This window comes from Enterobacter cloacae complex sp. IR5428, from assembly GCF_049238585.1.
GTDB classification, from domain to species: Bacteria; Pseudomonadota; Gammaproteobacteria; order Enterobacterales; family Enterobacteriaceae; genus Enterobacter; species Enterobacter intestinihominis.
Genome location: NZ_JBMKHV010000006.1, coordinates 296,943 through 316,855 on the forward strand (window position 1 = coordinate 296,943; position 19,913 = coordinate 316,855).

At 54.6% G+C, this 19,913-nt stretch carries 29 protein-coding genes and 1 pseudogene; 1 reads left to right on the top strand and 29 read right to left on the bottom strand.

All coding sequences use genetic code 11. The features are described 5' to 3' along the window. Positions 1-401: 401 nt before the first annotated feature. The 10 genes from nth to blr all read right to left on the bottom strand — a co-directional run bounded on the left by nth (position 402) and on the right by blr (position 7,753). Positions 402-1,037: an endonuclease III gene (gene nth / locus ACOTXC_RS11555; RefSeq protein ID WP_015570668.1), complete on the bottom strand. Its 636-nt coding sequence runs from the start codon at positions 1,035-1,037 to the stop codon at positions 402-404. After that, on the bottom strand, positions 1,034-1,720 hold the full coding sequence (locus ACOTXC_RS11560; RefSeq protein ID WP_421767667.1) for an electron transport complex subunit E: 687 nt from the start codon (positions 1,718-1,720) through the stop codon (positions 1,034-1,036). The genes nth and ACOTXC_RS11560 overlap by 4 nt, the downstream gene beginning before the upstream one ends. A 2-nt stretch (positions 1,721-1,722) precedes the next feature. Beyond that, a complete protein-coding gene (gene rsxG / locus ACOTXC_RS11565; protein ID WP_421767668.1) occupies positions 1,723-2,343 on the bottom strand; it encodes an electron transport complex subunit RsxG in 621 nt (206 codons plus the stop codon). Between the two features lie 10 nt (positions 2,344-2,353). Beyond that, complete coding sequence (gene rsxD, locus ACOTXC_RS11570; protein WP_022647918.1) at positions 2,354-3,406, bottom strand: electron transport complex subunit RsxD; 1,053 nt, start codon at positions 3,404-3,406, stop codon at positions 2,354-2,356. Further along, entirely contained in the window at positions 3,407-5,428 is a 2,022-nt protein-coding gene (gene rsxC / locus ACOTXC_RS11575; RefSeq protein ID WP_421767669.1) for an electron transport complex subunit RsxC, read from the bottom strand. After that, positions 5,421-5,999: an electron transport complex subunit RsxB gene (gene rsxB, locus ACOTXC_RS11580; protein WP_015570664.1), complete on the bottom strand. Its 579-nt coding sequence runs from the start codon at positions 5,997-5,999 to the stop codon at positions 5,421-5,423. The genes rsxC and rsxB overlap by 8 nt, the downstream gene beginning before the upstream one ends. After that, positions 5,999-6,580 (bottom strand): electron transport complex subunit RsxA, encoded by a 582-nt coding sequence (rsxA, locus tag ACOTXC_RS11585; protein ID WP_022647920.1) that lies wholly within the window; start codon positions 6,578-6,580, stop codon positions 5,999-6,001. Before rsxA ends, rsxB begins: the two co-directional genes overlap by 1 nt. Before the next feature lie 76 nt (positions 6,581-6,656). Next, entirely contained in the window at positions 6,657-7,097 is a 441-nt protein-coding gene (locus tag ACOTXC_RS11590) for a DUF2569 domain-containing protein (protein ID WP_063853896.1), read from the bottom strand. 85 nt (positions 7,098-7,182) lie between these two features. Next, positions 7,183-7,398: a transcription modulator YdgT gene (gene ydgT, locus ACOTXC_RS11595; protein ID WP_000217941.1), complete on the bottom strand. Its 216-nt coding sequence runs from the start codon at positions 7,396-7,398 to the stop codon at positions 7,183-7,185. 229 nt (positions 7,399-7,627) lie between these two features. Next, positions 7,628-7,753, bottom strand: a complete 126-nt coding sequence (blr, locus tag ACOTXC_RS11600; protein WP_151884424.1) for a division septum protein Blr — start codon at positions 7,751-7,753, stop codon at positions 7,628-7,630. Positions 7,754-7,992: 239 nt separating this feature from the next. Here blr and ACOTXC_RS11605 point away from each other — a divergent pair, with 239 nt between their 5' ends. Then, positions 7,993-9,033, top strand: coding sequence for an oxidoreductase (locus ACOTXC_RS11605; RefSeq protein ID WP_421767670.1), 1,041 nt, complete (start codon positions 7,993-7,995; stop codon positions 9,031-9,033). Positions 9,034-9,089: 56 nt separating this feature from the next. Here ACOTXC_RS11605 and add read toward each other — a convergent pair whose 3' ends face one another. The 19 genes and pseudogenes from add to gamL all read right to left on the bottom strand — a co-directional run bounded on the left by add (position 9,090) and on the right by gamL (position 19,908). Then, positions 9,090-10,088, bottom strand: coding sequence for an adenosine deaminase (add, locus tag ACOTXC_RS11610; RefSeq protein ID WP_022647922.1), 999 nt, complete (start codon positions 10,086-10,088; stop codon positions 9,090-9,092). A gap of 96 nt (positions 10,089-10,184) precedes the next feature. Then, complete coding sequence (locus ACOTXC_RS11615) at positions 10,185-11,357, bottom strand: MalY/PatB family protein (protein ID WP_171936047.1); 1,173 nt, start codon at positions 11,355-11,357, stop codon at positions 10,185-10,187. Positions 11,358-11,406: 49 nt separating this feature from the next. Further along, a pseudogene (gene malX / locus ACOTXC_RS11620) lies at positions 11,407-12,813 on the bottom strand (maltose/glucose-specific PTS transporter subunit IIBC); the annotation flags it as partial. Between the two features lie 44 nt (positions 12,814-12,857). Then, positions 12,858-14,138 (bottom strand): site-specific integrase, encoded by a 1,281-nt coding sequence (locus ACOTXC_RS11625; protein WP_022650950.1) that lies wholly within the window; start codon positions 14,136-14,138, stop codon positions 12,858-12,860. A 32-nt stretch (positions 14,139-14,170) separates the two neighbouring features. Beyond that, positions 14,171-14,419 carry an excisionase family protein gene (locus ACOTXC_RS11630; RefSeq protein ID WP_022650951.1) on the bottom strand — a complete coding sequence of 83 codons (249 nt, stop codon included), beginning with the start codon at positions 14,417-14,419 and terminating at the stop codon, positions 14,171-14,173. Between the two features lie 108 nt (positions 14,420-14,527). Next, positions 14,528-14,830 (bottom strand): hypothetical protein, encoded by a 303-nt coding sequence (locus ACOTXC_RS11635; RefSeq protein WP_421767671.1) that lies wholly within the window; start codon positions 14,828-14,830, stop codon positions 14,528-14,530. 9 nt (positions 14,831-14,839) lie between these two features. Further along, positions 14,840-15,079 carry a DUF4222 domain-containing protein gene (locus tag ACOTXC_RS11640; protein ID WP_063858994.1) on the bottom strand — a complete coding sequence of 80 codons (240 nt, stop codon included), beginning with the start codon at positions 15,077-15,079 and terminating at the stop codon, positions 14,840-14,842. After that, positions 15,057-15,452 (bottom strand): phage protein NinX family protein, encoded by a 396-nt coding sequence (locus ACOTXC_RS11645; RefSeq protein ID WP_333031339.1) that lies wholly within the window; start codon positions 15,450-15,452, stop codon positions 15,057-15,059. The genes ACOTXC_RS11640 and ACOTXC_RS11645 overlap by 23 nt, the downstream gene beginning before the upstream one ends. Continuing rightward, positions 15,452-15,667 (bottom strand): TraR/DksA family transcriptional regulator, encoded by a 216-nt coding sequence (locus tag ACOTXC_RS11650; protein WP_421767672.1) that lies wholly within the window; start codon positions 15,665-15,667, stop codon positions 15,452-15,454. The genes ACOTXC_RS11645 and ACOTXC_RS11650 overlap by 1 nt, the downstream gene beginning before the upstream one ends. A 91-nt stretch (positions 15,668-15,758) precedes the next feature. Continuing rightward, the gene (locus ACOTXC_RS11655) at positions 15,759-15,950 is read right to left on the bottom strand and encodes a DUF1382 family protein (RefSeq protein WP_421767673.1); all 192 of its coding nucleotides are present in this window, start codon (positions 15,948-15,950) and stop codon (positions 15,759-15,761) included. Next, positions 15,947-16,243: a DUF4406 domain-containing protein gene (locus tag ACOTXC_RS11660; RefSeq protein WP_063929264.1), complete on the bottom strand. Its 297-nt coding sequence runs from the start codon at positions 16,241-16,243 to the stop codon at positions 15,947-15,949. Before ACOTXC_RS11660 ends, ACOTXC_RS11655 begins: the two co-directional genes overlap by 4 nt. Next, positions 16,243-16,458 (bottom strand): hypothetical protein, encoded by a 216-nt coding sequence (locus tag ACOTXC_RS11665; RefSeq protein ID WP_094948507.1) that lies wholly within the window; start codon positions 16,456-16,458, stop codon positions 16,243-16,245. Before ACOTXC_RS11665 ends, ACOTXC_RS11660 begins: the two co-directional genes overlap by 1 nt. Next, on the bottom strand, positions 16,455-16,949 hold the full coding sequence (locus ACOTXC_RS11670) for an HNH endonuclease (protein ID WP_047359559.1): 495 nt from the start codon (positions 16,947-16,949) through the stop codon (positions 16,455-16,457). Before ACOTXC_RS11670 ends, ACOTXC_RS11665 begins: the two co-directional genes overlap by 4 nt. Continuing rightward, a complete protein-coding gene (locus tag ACOTXC_RS11675) occupies positions 16,946-17,497 on the bottom strand; it encodes a phage N-6-adenine-methyltransferase (protein ID WP_421767674.1) in 552 nt (183 codons plus the stop codon). Before ACOTXC_RS11675 ends, ACOTXC_RS11670 begins: the two co-directional genes overlap by 4 nt. Next, the gene (locus tag ACOTXC_RS11680) at positions 17,494-17,661 is read right to left on the bottom strand and encodes a hypothetical protein (RefSeq protein ID WP_176692005.1); all 168 of its coding nucleotides are present in this window, start codon (positions 17,659-17,661) and stop codon (positions 17,494-17,496) included. The genes ACOTXC_RS11675 and ACOTXC_RS11680 overlap by 4 nt, the downstream gene beginning before the upstream one ends. After that, on the bottom strand, positions 17,658-18,086 hold the full coding sequence (locus ACOTXC_RS11685) for a regulator (RefSeq protein ID WP_100148683.1): 429 nt from the start codon (positions 18,084-18,086) through the stop codon (positions 17,658-17,660). Before ACOTXC_RS11685 ends, ACOTXC_RS11680 begins: the two co-directional genes overlap by 4 nt. Then, positions 18,083-18,763: a lambda exonuclease family protein gene (locus ACOTXC_RS11690; RefSeq protein WP_421767675.1), complete on the bottom strand. Its 681-nt coding sequence runs from the start codon at positions 18,761-18,763 to the stop codon at positions 18,083-18,085. Before ACOTXC_RS11690 ends, ACOTXC_RS11685 begins: the two co-directional genes overlap by 4 nt. After that, complete coding sequence (bet, locus tag ACOTXC_RS11695) at positions 18,760-19,605, bottom strand: phage recombination protein Bet (RefSeq protein WP_104446657.1); 846 nt, start codon at positions 19,603-19,605, stop codon at positions 18,760-18,762. Before bet ends, ACOTXC_RS11690 begins: the two co-directional genes overlap by 4 nt. An 18-nt stretch (positions 19,606-19,623) precedes the next feature. Then, positions 19,624-19,908, bottom strand: a complete 285-nt coding sequence (gamL, locus tag ACOTXC_RS11700) for a host nuclease inhibitor GamL (RefSeq protein WP_421767676.1) — start codon at positions 19,906-19,908, stop codon at positions 19,624-19,626. Positions 19,909-19,913: the final 5 nt, after the last annotated feature.

Genomic DNA, 19,913 nt, shown 5'->3' on the forward strand with positions numbered 1-19,913 from the left:
TTCATCCGTTGAGAATTGGTGGTTTTTTTCACTGTAAATGACCCTGGTGAATGGCTGTATGGCGATATGTTCTGCTATTTTGGGTGAAAGGCAGTGATATAGCCCATATTCTGAAAAATGACTGGTCTTATATGCGGTGAGTAATGGATGAGATCTTGTCTGGCAAAGGCGTGGAGAGGGTTTTAACAACAAAAATCCAACATCAAGTTATCAGAGTGATCGCGATCACAGATGTATAGAAATTTTTGGTGATGAAAAAACTATTAACCTGTTTGAGTGTTAAATATCCGCAGAATCGACAACACTTTATGGACAATGAGAGGGAAAATTACGGCCAAGGGAGAAGATATCAGAGCCCTTGTTTAATCTAAGGGCTTGAACAGTAACAAGTGGATGTACCTTCAGGGATAGACTTTTTCTTTGTATTCACAGAGATCTTCGATAATGCAGGAGCCGCAGCGTGGCTTACGTGCAATACAGGTATAGCGCCCGTGAAGGATTAGCCAGTGATGGCAATCCACCTTAAATTCCGCAGGGACCACTTTTAATAGCTTTTCTTCCACCTCTTCCACGTTTTTACCCGGCGCGAACCGGGTGCGATTAGAAACGCGGAAGATGTGAGTGTCCACGGCGATCGTCGGCCAGCCAAAAGCCGTGTTGAGCACGACATTTGCCGTTTTACGCCCGACGCCTGGCAACGCTTCCAGCGCTGCGCGATCTTCCGGGACTTCACCGCCGTGCTGCTCAAGCAGGATCCGGCAGGTCTTAATGACGTTTTCGGCCTTACTGTTAAACAGGCCGATGGTCTTGATATAGGATTTTACCCCTTCAACCCCCAGCTCCAGCATGGCCTGCGGCGTATTGGCGACAGGGTAGAGCAGGGCCGTGGCTTTGTTGACGCTCACGTCAGTGGCCTGCGCAGAGAGCAGCACCGCGATCAACAGTTCAAACGGCGAGTTAAAATTCAGCTCTGTCGTTGGATGAGGATTCTCATCGCGCAGGCGCGTCAGGATCGCAATGCGTTTCTCTTTATTCATACTGCTTTCTCGGGGATCCCTTCCTGTACGCTGCGTTCAGCGGCGCGGCGTTTACGTTTTTCATCAATCAGGTATTTTAACGCCAGCATCATCCCAAGGCCAATGAAGGCGCCTGGCGGTAGCATGGCCAGCAGGAATGGGGTGTCCGTATGGAACACCTCGATACGCAGCGATTTCGCCCAGCCGCCAAGCAGCGCGTCCGCACCGTCGAAGAGCGTACCGTTGCCCAGAATTTCACGCAGAGAGCCGAGGACGAACATGGCGGCAGTCGCGCCCATGCCGATGGAAAACCCATCCAGCGCGGAAATTGCCGGGTTGTTTTTCACCGCGAAGGCTTCAGCGCGTCCCACGACAATACAGTTAGTCACGATAAGCGGAATGAAGATCCCAAGCGACTGGTACAGGCCAAATGCGTAGGCGTTAATTAGCATTTGCACGACGCTGACCACCGATGCAATGATCATGACATAAATCGGAATACGGATTTCCGATGGCGTCCAGCGGCGCAAAACAGAAATGGAGAAGTTGGTCAGGGTCAGCACCAGCGTGGTCGCCAGCCCCAGCCCGAGCGCGTTGGTGGCGGTAGACGTCACCGCCAGCAGCGGGCACAATCCCAACAGCTGTACCAATGCCGAGTTGTTCTTCCAGAGTCCCTGGACGATAACCTCTTTAATCTGGCTCATGGTCACTCCTCACAGGCGGAAAGATGATTGATCTGCGCGGGCAGCGTTTCGGCATACAGACCGGCGCGTTTGACGGCGTTGACGACCGCGCGGGGCGTAATCGTGGCGCCCGTGAACTGGTCAAACTCACCGCCATCTTTTTTCACCGCGAAAGCAGGATCGTCCTCGCCATGAATCATCTTACCGGCAAAGTGTAAAATCCAGTCGCTCAGGCGTGTTTCAATTTTGTCGCCAAGGCCCGGCGTTTCGTGATGTTCCGTCACGCGCGTACCCAGCACAGTGCCGGAAAAATCGCTGCCTACCAGCAGCTGAATTGCGCCAGAGTAACCGTCCGGCGCGGTGGCTTCCATGATGGCACCCACCGGGTTCTCGCCCTTACGGGCAATATAAACGCGGTGGCTTCCTTTACCGAGCTGCGGGGCCTGCACGACAAAGCAGCTTTTTTGCATGTTATTATCATAGAAGTCTGATGGGATCACCTGATCGAACAACGCCTTTTGCTGCTTCATTGCCTGCTCTTCAATGGTGCTTTTCGTCAGTTCATTTACCAGCGCGGTCAGCCCGGTGAGGGCGGCGGCGAAGATCGCCAGCGTGACGCCGTGTTTTTGCATAGTCTTTAGCATGGCGTAACCCTTAGCGATGACCGTACACGCGTGGACGCGTGTAGTAGTCGATGAGCGGAACGGTGATGTTAGCCAGCAGTACGGCAAATGCCACGCCGTCCGGATAGCCACCAAAGCTGCGAATAAGCCAGACCAGCAAGCCCGCCAGCGCGCCGAAAATCAGACGACCTCGGTTGGTGGTAGAGGCGGTGACCGGATCGGTCAGAATAAAGAATGCCCCGAGCATGGTCGCGCCGGAGAGCAGATGGAGCTGCGGGCTGGCCAGTGACTCAGGTGAGATGACCCAGCCGAGTGTTGAACAGACGGCCAGCGTCACCAGGAAGCTCACCGGAATATGCCAGCGGATCGCTTTTTGTTGCAGCAGGAAGGCACCGCCCAACAGGTAGGCCAGATTGACCCACTGCCAGCCCGCACCCGCCAGTACGCCGCTGTAAATAGACGATTTCATCACCTGCTCGACGCTGTGGCCGGCACGCAGGGAGGTTTTGAAGGTATCGAGCGGGGTGGCCTGGCTGATGCCATCCACGCCCATGCGAAGCGCGTTCATATCCGCGCCCATCGCGGTGTGGCCAGTAAAGATAACGTTCAGGGCATCCATAAAGCCGGGCACCGTGGCGGCGATCTCATGCGGCGGCAGCCAGCTGGTCATCTGTACCGGGAAGGAGATCAGTAGCACCACGTAACCAATCATTGCCGGGTTAAACGGGTTATGGCCCAGCCCACCGTACAGCTGCTTGGCGATGATCACCGCAAATACCGTTCCCAATACTACCATCCACCACGGGGCGAACGGGGGAATGCTGATGGCCAGCAACAGGCCGGTCAACAGGGCGGAGTTATCGCTCAGGATGCGAGTCACCTCCATTTTGCGCAGCTTCAGGATCGCTGCTTCCGCTGCGACGGCACTGGCGCAACCCAGAACTAACTGGAAAAGCGTACCCCAGCCGAAAAACCAACACTGTACGGCAATACCTGGCAACGCGGCCAGGCACACCAGCATCATAATACGCGATGTCTGGCGCTGGTTATGGGTATAAGGGGAACTTGCAATTCTGAAAACCATTTAATCCTCGTTAACGGCTTGCTGCGCGGCTTTCTTTGCCTGAACACGCGCAATCGCGGCGGCGACTGCGGCTTTGCGTGGATCGTCGTTGGCGGCCGCAGGCCGTTCGTCCTGCTGTGCCGCTTTTCGTGCTTTGGCACGGGCGATGGCCGCTTCAACGGCGGCTTTACGTGGGTCGACAGGCGCTTCACTCTCTTCGGCAGGCTGAAGTTGTGCCGCTTTACGTGCTTTGGCGCGGGCGATAGCGGCTTCAACGGCCGCCTTGCGCGGATCGGTCGCTTCCTGTTCAACCACCACTGTCTGCTGACCGGCTTTACGGGCTTTTGCCCTGGCGATAGCCGCTTCCACCGCCGCTTTACGCGGGTCTGTGTTGGCTTCCGGTTTGGCGTTTTGCGCCTTCTCCGCCTGACGTGCGCGCGCTTCGGCTTTACGCGCTTCGCGGGCGGCAATCGCTTCGCTATTGTCCGGCTTTTGGCCAGACACGATCGCTACCGGCTGAGCGGCAGTCGCGTTCTTCTCCCGCACACGGGCGAGGGCAGCGTTAATCGCATCCTGATCTTTCGCCGCAGGCTGCACGGCAGCCTGCTTATGGCGTTCCTGACGGGCTTGTTTCTCGCGCTCCAGTCGCGCCTGGCGCGCTTCAAAGCGAGCCTTCGCTTCAGCGGCACGTTTTTCTTCCATGGAGATAGCGTAGATTTCGGCTTTCTCCTGACGGAAGTACTGCACCAGCGGAATATTGCTTGGGCAGACCCAGGCACAGGCACCGCATTCAATACAGTCAGCCAGGTTATGCGCCTGGGCTTTATCGTGCAGCTGGCCTTTGCTGTACCAGTACAACTGCTGCGGTAGCAAGTCTGCCGGACACGCATCCGCGCAGGCGCTACAGCGTATACAACCTTTCTCTTCCTGCGTTCCGCCCATCTCCGTTGGGGAAGGGGCGAGCAGGCAGTTGGTAATCTTCACCACTGGCACATCCAGCCACGGCAGGGTAAAGCCCATCAGCGGGCCGCCCATAATGACCATCTGCTCGCTCCCCGGGCAGAAGCCAGCCTGTTCCAGCAGATGATGCACCGGCGTACCCAGACGCGCCCAGACGTTGCCGGGACGGGAGACGGACTCGCCGGTCAGCGTGACGACGCGTTCGGTCAATGGCTCGCCGTCAATCACCGCACGTTTCACCGCGTAGGCAGTACCCACGTTTTGCATCAGCACGCCGATATCGGACGAACGGCCCCCGTGGGGAACCTGTTTTCCGGTCAGGATCTGCGTCAGCTGCTTCGCCCCGCCGGATGGGTATTTGGTCGGGATCACGCGCAGGGCGATATCATGGCTGTCCGCCAGTACCGCACGTAGCATCGAAATGGCCTGCGGTTTGTTGTCCTCAATACCGATCAGCACTTCGCGGGGTTGCAGGATATGCGCAAGAATGCGAATACCTTCCACCACCTGCGCGGCACAGTCCTGCATCAGACGATCATCGGCGGTGATGTACGGTTCGCACTCGGCGGCGTTAATAATCAGCGTTTCGATTTTATCGCCGCCGCCGTGAAGTTTGGCGCCGGTCGGGAAGCCAGCGCCTCCAAGACCTGCTACACCAAACTGATGAATGCGTTCAATCAGCGCTTCACGGCTGCGGGAACGGTAGTCGCTCCAGCCGTCACGATCGATCCAGAGATCTTCCCCGTCGGCTTCAATGATGACGCTCAGCTCAGACAACGCCGAGGGATGGGCAACGGTATGGGGGGCAACAGCCACCACCTTGCCCGAAGTCGGGGCATGTATCGGCAACATACGTCCACGACCAAAGGTCAGCGGCTGGCCGCGAAGGACGGTATCGCCTTCTTTCACGCACAGCTCGCCTTCCGCGCCGATGTGCTGTTTCAATGGCATCACGTAGCGGGTCGCCAGCGGAATTTGACGCAGCGGCGTACCGTTTGACTGGGTTTTCATTTCCGGGGGATGGATACCGCCGTCGAAGTCCCAGATCTTCTCTTTTCTGAAAGCAGAAAATAACTTAAGCATGTTGTTCCACAGGAATATTGCGAACCGGAATGGTCTGAAGATCCCATTTCCAGCTTTCGGTCGTCGTTTCAACCGGGCGGAGTTCTATACACTGCGTCGGGCAGGGGGCCACGCAGAGGTTACAGCCGGTGCACAGGTCCGCCACAACGGTGTGCATGGCGCGGGTTGCGCCTACAATGGCGTCGACAGGGCACGCCTGAATACATTTGGTGCAGCCGATGCAGTTGGCTTCGTCGATAACAGCAAGGGCACGAACGGGCTCCTGCGCCTGTTCATCGCCGTCGACAGGCTGCGGATCGACGTTCAGCAGGGCAGCTATTTTAAGCATGACCGCTTCGCCACCCGGCGCGCAGCGGTTGATCTTTTCTCCCTGCACGCCCACAGCCTCAGCGTAAGGACGGCAGCCAGGGTAGCCGCACTGCCCACACTGGCTCTGCGGCAAAAGCTCATCAATTTTTTCTACCACCGGATCGTCCTCTACCGCAAACCGGCGGGAGGCATAACCCAGAATGATGCCAAAGACGAGTCCCAGTACGCTGATGGACGCGATGGCAATCCAGATAGCACTCATTACAACTTCACCAGACCACTAAAGCCCATAAAGGCCAGAGACATTAAACCTGCGGTCACCAGAGCGATGGCGTTACCGCGAAACGGCGCGGGAATATCCGCCGCTGCCAGACGCTCGCGAATCGACGCGAACAGGACCATAACAAAAGAGAAACCGACCGCCGCGGAAAAACCGTACAGCGCCGACTGCATGAAATTATGCCCAAGGTTGATGTTGAGCAGCGCCACGCCCAGCACAGCACAGTTGGTGGTGATGAGGGGCAGAAAAATACCCAACAGGCGATACAGGGCAGGGCTGGTTTTACGCACTACCATTTCGGTAAATTGCACCACCACCGCAATGACCAGAATAAAGGACAAGGTGCGCAGGTAGAGCATGTCCAGCGGGATCAGGATCCAGGTATCAATCAGCCATGCGCAAATGGAGGCCATCGTCATCACGAAGGTGGTGGCCAGCCCCATGCCCATTGCCGTCTCCAGCTTTTTGGAGACCCCCATAAACGGGCACAGGCCAAGGAACTTCACCAGTACGAAGTTATTAACCAGCACAGTTCCGACAAAGAGCAGTAAGTAATCGGTCATTATTTAGCCTGAAATAAAAGAGCCGCCTATTATCGGATAAACGACAACAGGCCACAACAGGTTAACTGTAAGGTTATTACGGGTTAACGAAGGTTTTCTTAACACGCGTCGACCGCTTGAAATAGGGCACCAGAAGCGCCGTTGCAAGCAACGGAAAGAGTAGCTGGCGAACCGCCAGTGTGTCAGAAACTGGCGAAAAAGCGAACGCTTTGACGGCGAGCAGCACGGAGACCAGCAGCCAGATAATGTAATGTTTCGGCACGCTTTTGCGGCGTTTGAAGAAGGCGATGGTCAGCCAAAGCGTGTAGTACCACATCGCGATTGCGAAAACGAACGACACAAACCACGTCGCAATATTGAGCGCGCTCTGAGACATCAGTGTCTGGATAGCATGAGGAGTAACCAGTGCAGTGGTGTAAAGCAACAGCGCCAGCGAAGCGCTTAATAAAGCCACCAGCAGCCATGCCAGCGGGGCGATTAACCAGCCCCCAATTCTCTCTCCAGGCAATGCGGTCATACGCTCTCCCATAGTCTGCGCGAAATGTTATACAGAAATTTGCAGGGCGGAAAGTATATAACATTTCACGCCGAAGGCTACTTTCTTATACAACGTAACGCCAGACAGATTTAGGTACTTCCCCCACGTTGAACAGACGACCGCCAGAGACGAGTTCGGCGCGACGATGGTCAGCCGCGCGGTACATATTGATGATGTCCTGATTATCCGACAGCGTGTAGTTCAGATGGTCAAACAGTTTTTCCAGGCTTTCGAGGGAATTGATCTTGCGAAATTTTAATAAATAGTCCTGAACTGTCATATTAATAAGTTTCCATATAAAAGGGTAATACCCATAAAGGTAATGCGTTCGAATAATAAACGGATTAATAAAGACGTAAACTGTCCACTCGGGTAACGCGACGAAATTAGGAGTTTTCTTTGCGAAGATTCAGGCATCAGCAGATGCCTGGAAGAGAAGGGTAACCCCGTTCATTACGGCTGGCAATACGTTCCATGACGTAATGTGTCACGCTTTATGACGATGTGGCTTACTTTTGTTGAGCAACAGTAACAGGCTCCGGCGGCTGGTAGTTATCGATATGGCTGGCAATGCCGAGCAACACGACTGAAACGCCAAGGACAATCCATCCCGCTAATTCAATGATTCGATTAATTATTGATGACATATTTTGTGTTTGTAATTTATCCATAAATACAGATTACAAATGTTACAGCGGCCTTTTCGACAGAGCAAGCGCTTTGGGAACGATTCCCGGGCCCCATATACACACTTTAATGCGAGGTAACAAAAAAAGCCTTCGCGAGATGCTATTTTAACTCACAGGGCACATTATTAATCTGTGCGTTAAGCACAAGGCCAGTGATAAATAAGCGCACAGCGAGGGGGCATACGATGAGTGAAAACATCCGCGTCGGTCTTATTGGCTACGGGTACGCAAGCAAAACCTTTCATGCGCCGCTGGTTGCCGGCACGCCGGGAATGGAACTGGCGGCTATCACAAGCAGCGATGAAACCAAAGTCCATGCCGACTGGCCAGCCGTGCCGGTGGTAACGGAGCCTAAGCATCTGTTTAACGATCCTAATATTGACCTTATTGTCATTCCCACCCCTAACGACACCCATTTCCCCCTGGCGAAAGCGGCGCTGGAGGCTGGCAAACATGTCGTTGTCGATAAGCCTTTTACCGTGACGTTGTCACAGGCGCGCGAGCTGGATGCGCTGGCGCGAAGCCTGGGTCGGTTATTGTCGGTCTTTCACAACCGGCGCTGGGATAGTGATTTCCTGACGATCAAAGCGCTGATAAACGAAGGCACGTTGGGCGAAATTGCTTTTTTTGAGTCTCACTTCGATCGTTATCGTCCGCAGGTGCGAGATCGCTGGCGCGAGCAGGCGGGACCGGGCAGCGGCATCTGGTATGACTTAGCGCCGCATCTTCTCGATCAGGCCGTTCATCTGTTTGGTCTGCCTGTAAGCATGACGGTCGATTTAGCGCAGCTCAGGCCGGGGGCGCAGACCACCGACTATTTCCACGCCGTTTTGAGTTATCCGCAGCGGCGCATTGTGCTGCACGGGACAATGCTTGCGGCGGCGGAATCGGCCCGCTATATCCTTCACGGGGCGCGCGGCAGCTATGCGAAGTTCGGCCTGGATCCGCAGGAAGAGCGCCTCAAAAATGGCGAACGCTTACCGCAGGAGGACTGGGGCTACGACATGCGGGACGGGGTGGTGACGCGTGCGGAGGGTGAGGTACTGGTTGAAGAGACGGTGTTGACCCAGCCTGGGAACTATCCGGCGTATTACGCCGCAATTCGTGACGCGCTGAACGGTTCAGGTGAAAATCCGGTTCCGGCGAGCCAGGCAATCCAGATTATGGAGCTCATCGAGCTGGGGATCGAATCCGCCAAACATCGCGCAACGCTCTGTCTGGCATAAGTGCCAAACGCTTTCGTAGGCCGGGTAAGCGCAGCGCCACCCGGCAGAAAAGAGGACTACTGAGCAACTTTATCGCGCAGCGCCTGTTTCTCTTCAGGCGTCAGGAAGGCGATCTCCAGCCCGTTGATTTGCGCCTGACGGATCTGCTCGCGGCTCAGCCCGGCCTGCGGCGCGGCGATGTTGTATTCGTGAATAATATCCACGCCCTGAACCGCCGGATCGTCCGTGTTCAGTGAAGCCAGCACCCCGTGTTCAAGGAAGGTTTTCAGTGGGTGTTGCGCCAGCGACGCCACTGTACTGGTCTGAATATTGGAGGTCAGGCAGGATTCGATTCCAATACGTTGTTCGGCGAGGAAATCCATCAGCGCGCGATCTTCAATGGCTTTCACACCGTGACCAATACGTTCCGCACCCAGTTCACGAATGGCCTGCCAGATGCTTTCCGGCCCCGCGGCTTCGCCAGCATGAACGGTAATATGCCATCCTGCATCACGTGCGCGGTTGAAATGAGACAGGAACAGGCTGCCCGGGAAGCCCAACTCATCACCGGCCAGGTCGATGGCGGTGATCTGGTCGCGATGCGCCAGTAACGCTTCCAGCTCCTGAAGACAGGCCGCTTCACCGAAGGTACGGCTCATAATGCCGATCAAACGCGCCTGAACGTCAAAGGTTTTGCAACCTTCACGCACGCCCTCAATGACCGCTTCAACCACGCCCGCTACGGGGAGACTGTGGGTCATCGCCATATAGCCCGGAGAGAAACGCAGTTCGACATAGTGCAGGCCGTTGCGAGCGGCATCTTCGATGTTTTCAAAGGCGACACGGCGACAGGCATCGAGCGAGGCCAGCATCTTCACGCCCCAGTCAAGTTTGCTCAGAAAACTTACCAGATCCGGCTCGTTCGACGTCACCTGGACATGGGGGATCAGGGTTTCAAGCGTTTCGGCAGGGAGCGTTAAATTGAACTGGCGACCAAGATCGAGAATAGTTTGGGCACGAATGTTCCCGTCGAGGTGGCGGTGAATATCAGTTAAAGGCAGGCGTGTATCAATCATGGTCGCACTCTTTGCTGGTTAAAGTGCGCCATATTATAAAAACAAAACGGGGGAAAAAGCTATTTGCGCAAGGGAATATTCCGTTGCGCAAATTATTTACAGCAGAGTGTTGATACCCGCAATAAGGCGCTTAACGCCCTGTTCGAGCTTACTGCGAGGACAGCCAGCGTTCAGTCGCACATAGCCTTTACCTTCATCCCCATAAGTATATCCCGGCATGATGGCCACTTTTTGCTGTTCAATCAGCACGTTTTGCAGCGTATTGTCATCAATACCGAGTGGGCTGAGATCAATCCAGGCCAGATAGGTGGCCTCTGGCGGTTGCCAGTTGAGTGTCGGAAATGCAGCATTCAGTTCGTCAGCAATGTAGCGCAGGTTTTCTTCGAGATAGGTCCGCAGCGCGTCCAGCCAGGGTTCGCCCTGCCGGTAAGCAGCAATGTGCGCGGTCAGCGCCAGCACGGAAGGGGAAGAGAGTCCGTCCCGCCCTTTTAATGCATTCAGATAGGCGTTACGGCTGTCGTCATCGGCGATAAGCCCCCAGGCGCCCGTCAGTGCCGGAATATTGAAGCTTTTGGAACCGGAGGTCAGCAGCGCCCATTTACCGCGTGCAACCTCATTCCACGGGGTATGGCGATGCGTGCCCCATACCATGTCCATATGAATTTCGTCGCTGATTACCGCCACATCATGACGGCTGCAAAGCGTTGCAATAGTGGCCAGCTCTTCCCGCGTCCAGACTTTGCCGGTCGGATTTTGCGGGCTACACAGCAGCAGAACCGTGTTTTCCGGTTTTGCCAGCGCCGCTTCCAGCGCGGCCATATTGCCGTCCCAGCCACGCGCCGTTTTCTGCATCGGCACGGAAACAACGGTACGCTGGTTGCCTTCAATGGCTTTATAAAAGGCATCGTAAGCCGGGGTATGAACCACCACGCCGTCGCCAGGCGCGGACCATATGCGGATCAGCTCCGAGACCATATAAATGACCGACGGCCCATACACTACGGTTTCGGTATCAATCTGACTGTTAAAGCGTTGCCGGAACCAGTGCGCCACGGCAGCCAGAAATTCGTCATTTTTCCAGCGGCTGTAGCCAAACACGCCGTGGTTGATGCGCTGGTGCAGCGCATCGGTAATACAGGGAGCGGTGGCGAAATCCATATCAGAGATGGTGAAGGGCAGCAGGTCGGCAGCCCCAAAACGGTCAGCGACATAATCCCACTGGGTACACCAGGTGCCGTGTCGATCCACGACGGTAGAAAAATCAAACATGACGGTGCTCCGTAAAGTAAAACCCCCTCATGACGAGGGGGGCGAGGCATCAGGCTTCGACGGTTCGCATCAGGGTTGCCAGCTCATCCTTCACTGACTGTACCTGCGGGCCAATGACGACCTGCAAATTGTGTTGATTTAACTGTACCACGCCGATAGCCCGGTTAGCTTTAAGTGCGTTGGTATCCACTTTGGACATGTCCGCCACCGACAAACGCAGGCGGGTGATGCAGTTATCCAGAGAGGTAATGTTATCCGCACCGCCCAGCGCCGCCAGAATAGCCGGCGTGTTATATCCGGATTTCCCAACGGTACCGGCCACTGCCTGTTCAACGCTGGTGGCCGTATCGGTATCGCGGCCAGGCGTTTTCAGGTTAAAGCGGGTGATGGCGAAGCGGAAGATCCCGTAGTAAACCGCGAACCAGATGGCGGCCACAACCGGCACCAGGTACCACTTGGTGGACAGGCCGTGCAGGATACCGAATACCACGAAGTCAATCACGTTACCGTCAGTGTTACCGATGGTTACACCGAGCACAGCCATCACGGTGAAGCCCAGGCCTGTCAGTACGGCGTGGATGAGGTATAACACCGGTGCCACGAACAGGAACAGGAACTCGATAGGTTCTGTCGTACCGCCCACCACGCAGGCAATAACGCCGGAGATCAGCAGGCCTTTAATTTTATGACGATTTTCCGGGCGGGCGCAGTGGTACATCGCCAGCGCAGCGCCCGGCAGGCCGCCGAGGAAGGCAGGCATTTTCCCCTGAGAGAGGAAACGCGTCGCACTTTCAGAGAAGCCGTGCGTGGTCGGGCAGCTCAGCTGGGCCTGGAAGATGGTCAGCGCGCCGCTAACGGAATGACCGCAAACGTCCATAGTGCCGCCTGCTTCAGTAAAGCGGATCAGGGCAACCAGGATATGCTGTAAACCAAATGGCAGCAGCAGACGTTCACCCGTACCGAAAATCATCGGGCCGAAATCACCCGCGCCGTTGATAATGCGGCCAATACCGGTGATCCCCATGGCAAAAACCGGCCAAATCAGAGGGATGATCAGACCAAACAGACCCATCACAACCAGCGTAATGATTGGCACAAAGCGGGTGCCGCCGAAGAAGGCCAGCGCATCGGGCAGGCGGATGTTATGAAAGCGCTCGTGCAGCATCCAGATGATCACTCCCGCGATCACGGCTCCAAGGATCCCGGTATCGATGGACTGAATTCCAATCACGCTCTGAATGTTATTGGCTTTCAGTACCGCCGCGTCGGTCGTGGGCAGGATCCCTTTGGCGGTCAGCCAGAAGTTAACCGCAAGGTTCATGACCGCATAGCCAACGAAGCCCGCAAACGCCGCCACGCCTTTGTTTTCGCGCGCCAGACCCAGAGGAATGGCGATACAGAACATTACCGGCAGGAAGCTAAAGGCAAAAGAGCCGACCTTGCTCATCCAGATGAATCATGATTGAAGTGATATTAATTTGTTAAATCAGATAATTAAGGTTATGCGGTTTTTCTATGGGGCATCAGTGGGGCATTTTGAGTAAATGATGCGTTCAAAATGCCCACCTGGTCATGGTTATTCTCGGTCATCCATTTACCGTAAACCGTGAATAGCATTTGCGCTGACGAATGGCCCATCTGGTGCGCAACGAAATTTGGGTTCGCTCCGGCGACCAGTGCCCAGCACGCATATGTGTTCCTGGTTTCATAAGACCGTCTTTGTCGGACGCCTGCACGACGCAGGGCAGTGCGCCAGGCTGAATTAATGGATCCGGGGACGTAGCACATCGTCTTCTTACCGTTCATTGAAGTAATGGACGGCGAGAATATAAAGGTGCATTCATCGGTTCTCTTTTTTTTGTATTCCCGTAGGCTGACGCTTACCTTGTGGGATGCCATCATTCTGGTCAGTGGCATTTGCGCCTTGAGTGCATCAATTGCTGGCTGGGTCAGCTGTATTGTTCGAATCCCGGCGTTGGTTTTTGGCAGGGTGAAGTTTCCCTTCAGGGAATAGTTACGTGACACTGTAACAGTCCAGTTGACAGTATCCACATCCTCCCAGGATAACGCGCTTAGTTCGCCATGCCTGACGCCTGTATTTACCGCAAAGATAACCATATTCTGAAACTGTAGCGTTGGGCAGGCCGCAACCACTCTCTGATACTCATCAGAAGTAAGAGGATCTGGAATGGGTCTTTCTTTTGCGAGAGGGGTAATACCTGCCATCAGATCGGTTTTCAGGTAGCCACTTTTGAAAGCAAAGCTCAGCATCCCGCCAAGGCATGCCATATAGCTATTGACTGTAGGAACGCTTCTTCCCTTTTTGGGTGGATGATTTAGGCCATGTCTGGTCTTCTGCCAGCCGTTCAGTAGCTCCTTCCTGGCACTAAGGATATCTTCAGTGTTCAGGCTGCCGATATACCTGTGCTCACCAATTGTTTCGATAGTGGTTGTGAGGTGGCAATCGTAACGCCTCAATGTCCCGAGGCTAAGCTCCATCTCTTTAAGCCCAAGCCATTTCGATTTCAGTTCAAGTAGTGAGATTTGCTTTCTGACAGTGCTGAATTTCTCTGCGTTCGATGAATCAGGGAATTGCGAGGCATAATTGAATGTGCCTGTCTTTATCGCAAAGCAGACTGAAGCCCGAAGTTCGCCTGCCATTTTCCTGTTTTTTGGCGTGTCAGGAACGCCGAGATTTTCCCTGACACGCTTCCCCTGATATATGAACCATATGCGTAACGATTCGCCATGAACCTCTACGCCTGTTGGGTATGCTGCCATAATCATTCCTCGTTTGATGTGCCAAAGGACATTTAAGCAGATATTCTCCGGCGTTTCGCTGGGCTTTGGTGCTCGATCCAGTGGTTTATCTCATCGCGGTTATACATGATTGGGCTGTTTTGCTTAGGTGCCATATCAGGGGCAACATGGCGATAATGCTTTCCCTCCATCCAGGTAGACCGGCGGGCATGCTGAATCATGTGCTTTGACATGCCGGTTGTCGCAGTTAAAAGTTCCTCTGTGACCCATTTATTCGGTACCAACTGAATAATGTCGCTCATGGTTTTCTCCAGGCAAAAAGAAGCCGCCCGTAGGCGGCAATAACATCAAGGGATGTGAGGCAGTGCTTTCGCACCCAATAGCCAGCTCATAACTGGCTATCAGTTGCGTCAGTCGTCTTCCTGCACCAGAACGGTGTCATCTGGGACCTGAATAGTAAGGACAACGCTATATCCCTTCTCGTGAGTGCTGAACGATGTTTCCCATTGTGGGATTGGCACATCTTCATCAATCTGACAGATGCCGATGGACCAACAGAAGCTGTCGGTGTAAGTGGCGATGACTTGCATTTCGCCTTCAGCTGATTTCAGGTGATAAATGCCTGGGTGGCTGTAACAGCCGATCTCCTCTCGAATGGCACCTTCACATTCAAATAGGTCATCGCTTGCGCCGTAAAAACGTAATTCCTTCATAATCTCTCCTCATGCCGCCCGCATAGCGCGGAGGCGCTTTAAGTGTTCTGCTGTTTCGATTTCTTCGGCGATCCGCTCGGCCTGTGCTTTGGTCAGCGGCTCGAATTCATGTTGAAAGCGGCCCATGCTGGCGATGCAGGTGCGACCGTTGCGGATGTAGTGTATGACTTCGTGGGTAGCGCGGAGGATTTTGCAGGGCGCACCGTGGGGATCGGCATACCAGGTATTAGGCTGGATTATCCTGAACATTGGCTGACTCCTGTAGAGTAAGGAATACGACCATCGCTGCTCTAAGTGGGTTCGCGTGAACATGCCCATCGCCGGAATAAATCATCTGAACATCGTCGCCAGTGGTCCCATCAACCGCGGTATCATCAGGAACGCAAAGCCACTCGTTGTCCGCATTGATCAGGCTTAGCTTGTGACCAACAATGATCGGCCATGCGTCAGCTACGTTGTTGCACGGGTCGAAGAAGAATTTGTTACCTGATTTATTCTTTGGCTTCTCGAATTCATACCGGCGCTCATCGCTCATGAAAATATCAGGAACGACTTCTTTGCAGCCTAATGCGAATGCCACCAACTTATTAATTTCTTTGTCACTCAGCTTGCTGTAATCCATCACATCCCCCTCTGCTTATTCTTGAGTTCGATCTCTTCCTGGCAGCTGGAACACGTTTTGCATCCGGGAACGGCAGCGCGCCGCGGAGCCGGGATATCCTCGCCGCATTCCGCGCAATGCTCAGCTGATACGGCGTTACGGTCGATGCGGTGAGCGGAAAGGGCAGCGTTACGCTGAAGCTCTTCAATCTCTGCTGCTGTATCGATAATGTCCATGGTCAATGCTTCCGGAACTGTCGGTTAATTCGGTTGAAGGTGAACGCCAGCAATAAAAAGGGCCGACTAAGCGGCCTGGTGATCAGTGCCTTCATGCTGCACCGCCATCATTCTTTTCTGCTTTGACCGCCATCAGCTCAAGCCGTCGCGATAACTCGGCGGCCAGAGTCTGGAATTCTTCCTCGGTCGCCACCGGGATCGGCACGAAGCGAATCCCGATATGCGCGAGGTTGTTGGCGATTTCGAGGCTTTTCCTCAAATCAACTGGTGAGGCTCTCTTCATGCGGCGCGTTCCTCTTCCTGGAAGATAATTTCCATTTCAAGCTTCTCGGCCAACGCATTCTCCGCTCGGGCACCAGCGGAGTGCTCCCAGCCTTCAAGCATGTAGATAGCATCAGCACAGCGAAGCATAGACAGGCAGATGTCCATGTACTCGGCCTGGGTTAATCCATCTGGTAGACGGGCGGGATTCAGAACAATATGACCTTTCGACCAGAGATGAAAATGCGCATGGTTGAAAGCTGCGCGGTTAAAATCAGGTAGGCCGCTCATTGGCCCGGCGATGTATATTTTCACTATTCAACTCCGAAGCGGCGATTAAGCCTCCCTGTGTATACGACGAACTCCAGGAGGCTAACTCCCAGAGCTTCAATTTTCTTGTGATGCTTGTTGATGATGGGTGGCACCGTTTCGTTCCAGTTTGGCTTTGGCTTCTTACGCATGGCCTGCTGGATTTCCTCGGTGCAGCGGCGGCAGGCGGCGCGGATGGCGTTTTCATTTGCTGGTGTCATGACTTGCCACCATGATTTGCAAATTCTCCATGGACTTGCTCGCGGAGTGCCCTGATTGCCACCTCAGCATCTGCAATTTCCTTGAAGTGTCCGGCAGTGAAATACTTGCCGTTAATAATCACCCTGGCGCGCCACCGCTTACGATGCTTATCCCAATTAACCCCTTTCACACCGCTCGTGTTATTGCTGCGCAGTGGCATATTTAATTGATTAAGTTGGTGGGTGACTTCACGTAGGTTGCCGATGGAGTTGTTGAGCTTGTTATTGTCGATATGGTCAATCTCTGTGGGCCAAACCCCATAACAGAAGAACCAAGCCAGCCGATGGGCGAGATAGCACTTCTTGCCGCAAGCTATTCGCCAGTAACCCTTGTTGTGCATCCTGCCGATCGGGTTTCCACTTTTCCTTCCAAAGAACTGGCCGGTAAATTTGTTGTACGCAAGCCCGGGAAACTCGTCGTTATAAATAAGCTGATCAATACCTTCGGTCATGCAGCCTCCCGCCTAGCTAGTAGCTTTGTACCAAACTCCATCAACACATCTCGCTCAACCGTAGTGAACTCACAATGCGTGCGGGGGTATGGCCGCCAAATAATCAGGATGGATCCTTTGCTATTGCCCGATACTGGCTTACCGGTGACCGGGTTGATAAATGCCAGCCGCCCGGCGGTGATGAAGCGAACCTCGCTGGCGGTCTGGATAGCCTCCTTAAACCAGCCAACAGATGTGTCTGCCGGAACCAGCATGACCGTGCCGATCTGATTTGCGCTTTCGGTAGCAGCCTTCTTAACGAACGGTGTGATGTCGCTGTATGGCGGGTTCATCCAGACGTAGCCAGGTACATTCAGGTAATCAGCCCAGGGAGTCTCCAGTGTATTCTGCTCGGCGGTGATGAACTTCCGGCACAGTGCGTTATGAGGCGCCGCGGCGGCATCCAGCTGGAAGCAGAACTCAGCATCAAGGGAGGCGAAGATGGCTGGTGGAGTGCGCCAGAGGTCGCGCTGATCCGCTGGCGTGTTGCTGCCGGTGTAATCGGTCATACATCCTCCCGCTCCGGATCGTTAACATCCCAGCCATTACGCTCAATATTGGTTTGCAGCCGCTTATCTCCTACCTCTTCAATGCAGCGGCCGGTAATCTCAGCGACTTCAGCGTTTGAGTGTCGCCACAGCAGCGCCAGCTCTTCGAGAGACCACGCTTTCATAGCACTGACTCCATTTCGTCGATGTAGAGGCCCTGAGCAATGAGGCGGCGACGGCGGGCGGCACGCGCTATGCACTCCTGCCGTCTACCTTCCTGTGATTGCTCAATAGCACGCCGGGTGAACAGCCGCGATTTACCTTGCGGAGTTACGACTTTTGGCTTCGTGACCAGGTCGAATGCCCGGTCGCAGATGCCGTCCTCGTTGATCCACTTTTCCGACTCAACGATCTGCGCAATCTGTCCGGAGCCGCGGGTAATGCCGTTGGCGACCCGGTTAAACTCGATGAGCGTTACGCCAAACTTCTCGGCTATTTCGCTACCGGTGACCGGGCGGCCGCGCGTCTGAATCATCCAGATAACGCGCTCACGAAGGCCGGAGAATTGCCCGGTGCGACCTGGCCTGCGGTAGAAGGGTGTGCGTTTCATTTCCACTGCTCCCCGAACGTGAAGCCGATTTCCGCCAGCGCTTCGTCCATCTTCTCGATAAACTCCGGCACCATTTCATTGAAATCGGTCATGTATTGCGGATCCCGCTCAACGACGACGTGGTGAATACCTTCGCGTTTCATGCGCGGGTCGTAGTTGGCAAAGAACCAGGCGTCTCTTCCGGTCACCCACATGCTGTACTGTACCTGAGCCATGTACTCGGACTTAATGGCTTCGAATCCACCCAAGCGGAATTTCATGAAGTCGCGGGAGGTGAACGGGCATTTCAACTCGAGGCCGAAATTGTTACTGCAAAGGCCGTCAGGGGAGCACGCGGTGCGCATGCTCTCGTCACGGAACAGGATCGGAGACTCCGTAACTTTCACGTCAGTGGTGAACTCGAAGAGGGTGCGGGCGTCTTCCTCGTACTGCTTGCCCCAGGCCAGCGCTTTGGCGTTAACCTCTGACGCGACGCCGGTGCATACCTCGGCGAGTAGGGTGTGGAAGTAGGACATCTTCATGCCCGTCCATTTGGTGCCGGAGCGCGGCTTGGAAATGACGTTGTGCACTTCAGAGGCGGTGATAACGCCGAGGCGCAGCCGGTGCCACGCCTCATCACCCTGTTGGATAGTTGTTACGTCAATACCGGTCCGGGCCAGGATAATTTCTGGTGTCATGCTGCCGCCTTAGCCCTTTTCTGAAGGAAGCCAAACCCTTTCTGCGCCTCTTCCTCAGTGAGGTCTGAAGCCACAAGAATTGGTCGCTTGAAGATGTCGCTGCAGAGTGGGAGGAAGTCTTGCTCCCAATCTTTATCCAGGGTCGTTAAGAGATCGGTGATCGCCTGAAGCGTTTCTTCGCTTGCTGCTGGTGGAAGTGCTTCCGTTGTGCTGCGCGGCGTGACGTCACGGATATCAACGTCCAGTGATTTGCCTTCCATTTCTTCGGCGGTAGGCTGCTGTCCAATTTCAGGCCAAGCCTTACGCAACGCCTGGGCTTCTGCGCATTTCGCCAGCTGTCCGTATGGGCGCTTTTTCCACATCGCGTTCGGCGCCGTGGTGTCGCGGCCGCCGGTGGCATAGTTCTCAATCCAGTATTCTTTGGCGCTGAACTCGACGATCTCTCCACTGGGCATGCGCTTGTAGACGGTGTATTTGCACCACTGAGGGAAGGTCACCTCGACACCAGTAAGCGTCTGAGTTACGTCGGGCCCGAACTCTGGTTCGCGGGCACCGGCATAATCGCCAGAACGGTCTGCCTGAATACGGTAAAGCCCGATTCCCGGCATGACCACGTCGCGCCAGTCGCCTTTACCTGTTTTCGAGTCTTTGACGTACATCGGAACGAGGTGGACAGGTTTTAGCAACGGATCCAGCTGGCGTGCGCGGCAGTAGTCAAGCGCCATCATTACCGATTCGTCTTTGGCGCCAGGGTAGATGCTATTCTTCAGCGCGCTCCAGGTGGAGACATCGACACCTATCTCCTGAAGTGACGTCGCTGTGATTGTTAATTCGTTTGCCATCGTTAATCCCCTTAAAAATTAAAACGGGCAGCCGGTACGGTGTTCCCAGTCGTATTCCGCCTGGGCGTAAGCAACTGCCGAAATGAAATCGTTGTAGGCTTCGCCAACTTTATCGCTGCGAAGTCCTTCGTATGGGCTGGAGTCAATCGGGACCGAGAAGTGGAAGAGGCCGGACGGCTCTTTTGGCATCATGTCGATGATTTGCTGTGCCCGGTCGTCGATCCACTTCTCTTTCTCGTCGTCGAGCTGCTGCTCAACCCAGCGCCGCTCTTCGATTCGGTCGTAAGTGAGATATGCGTTCATGGTTG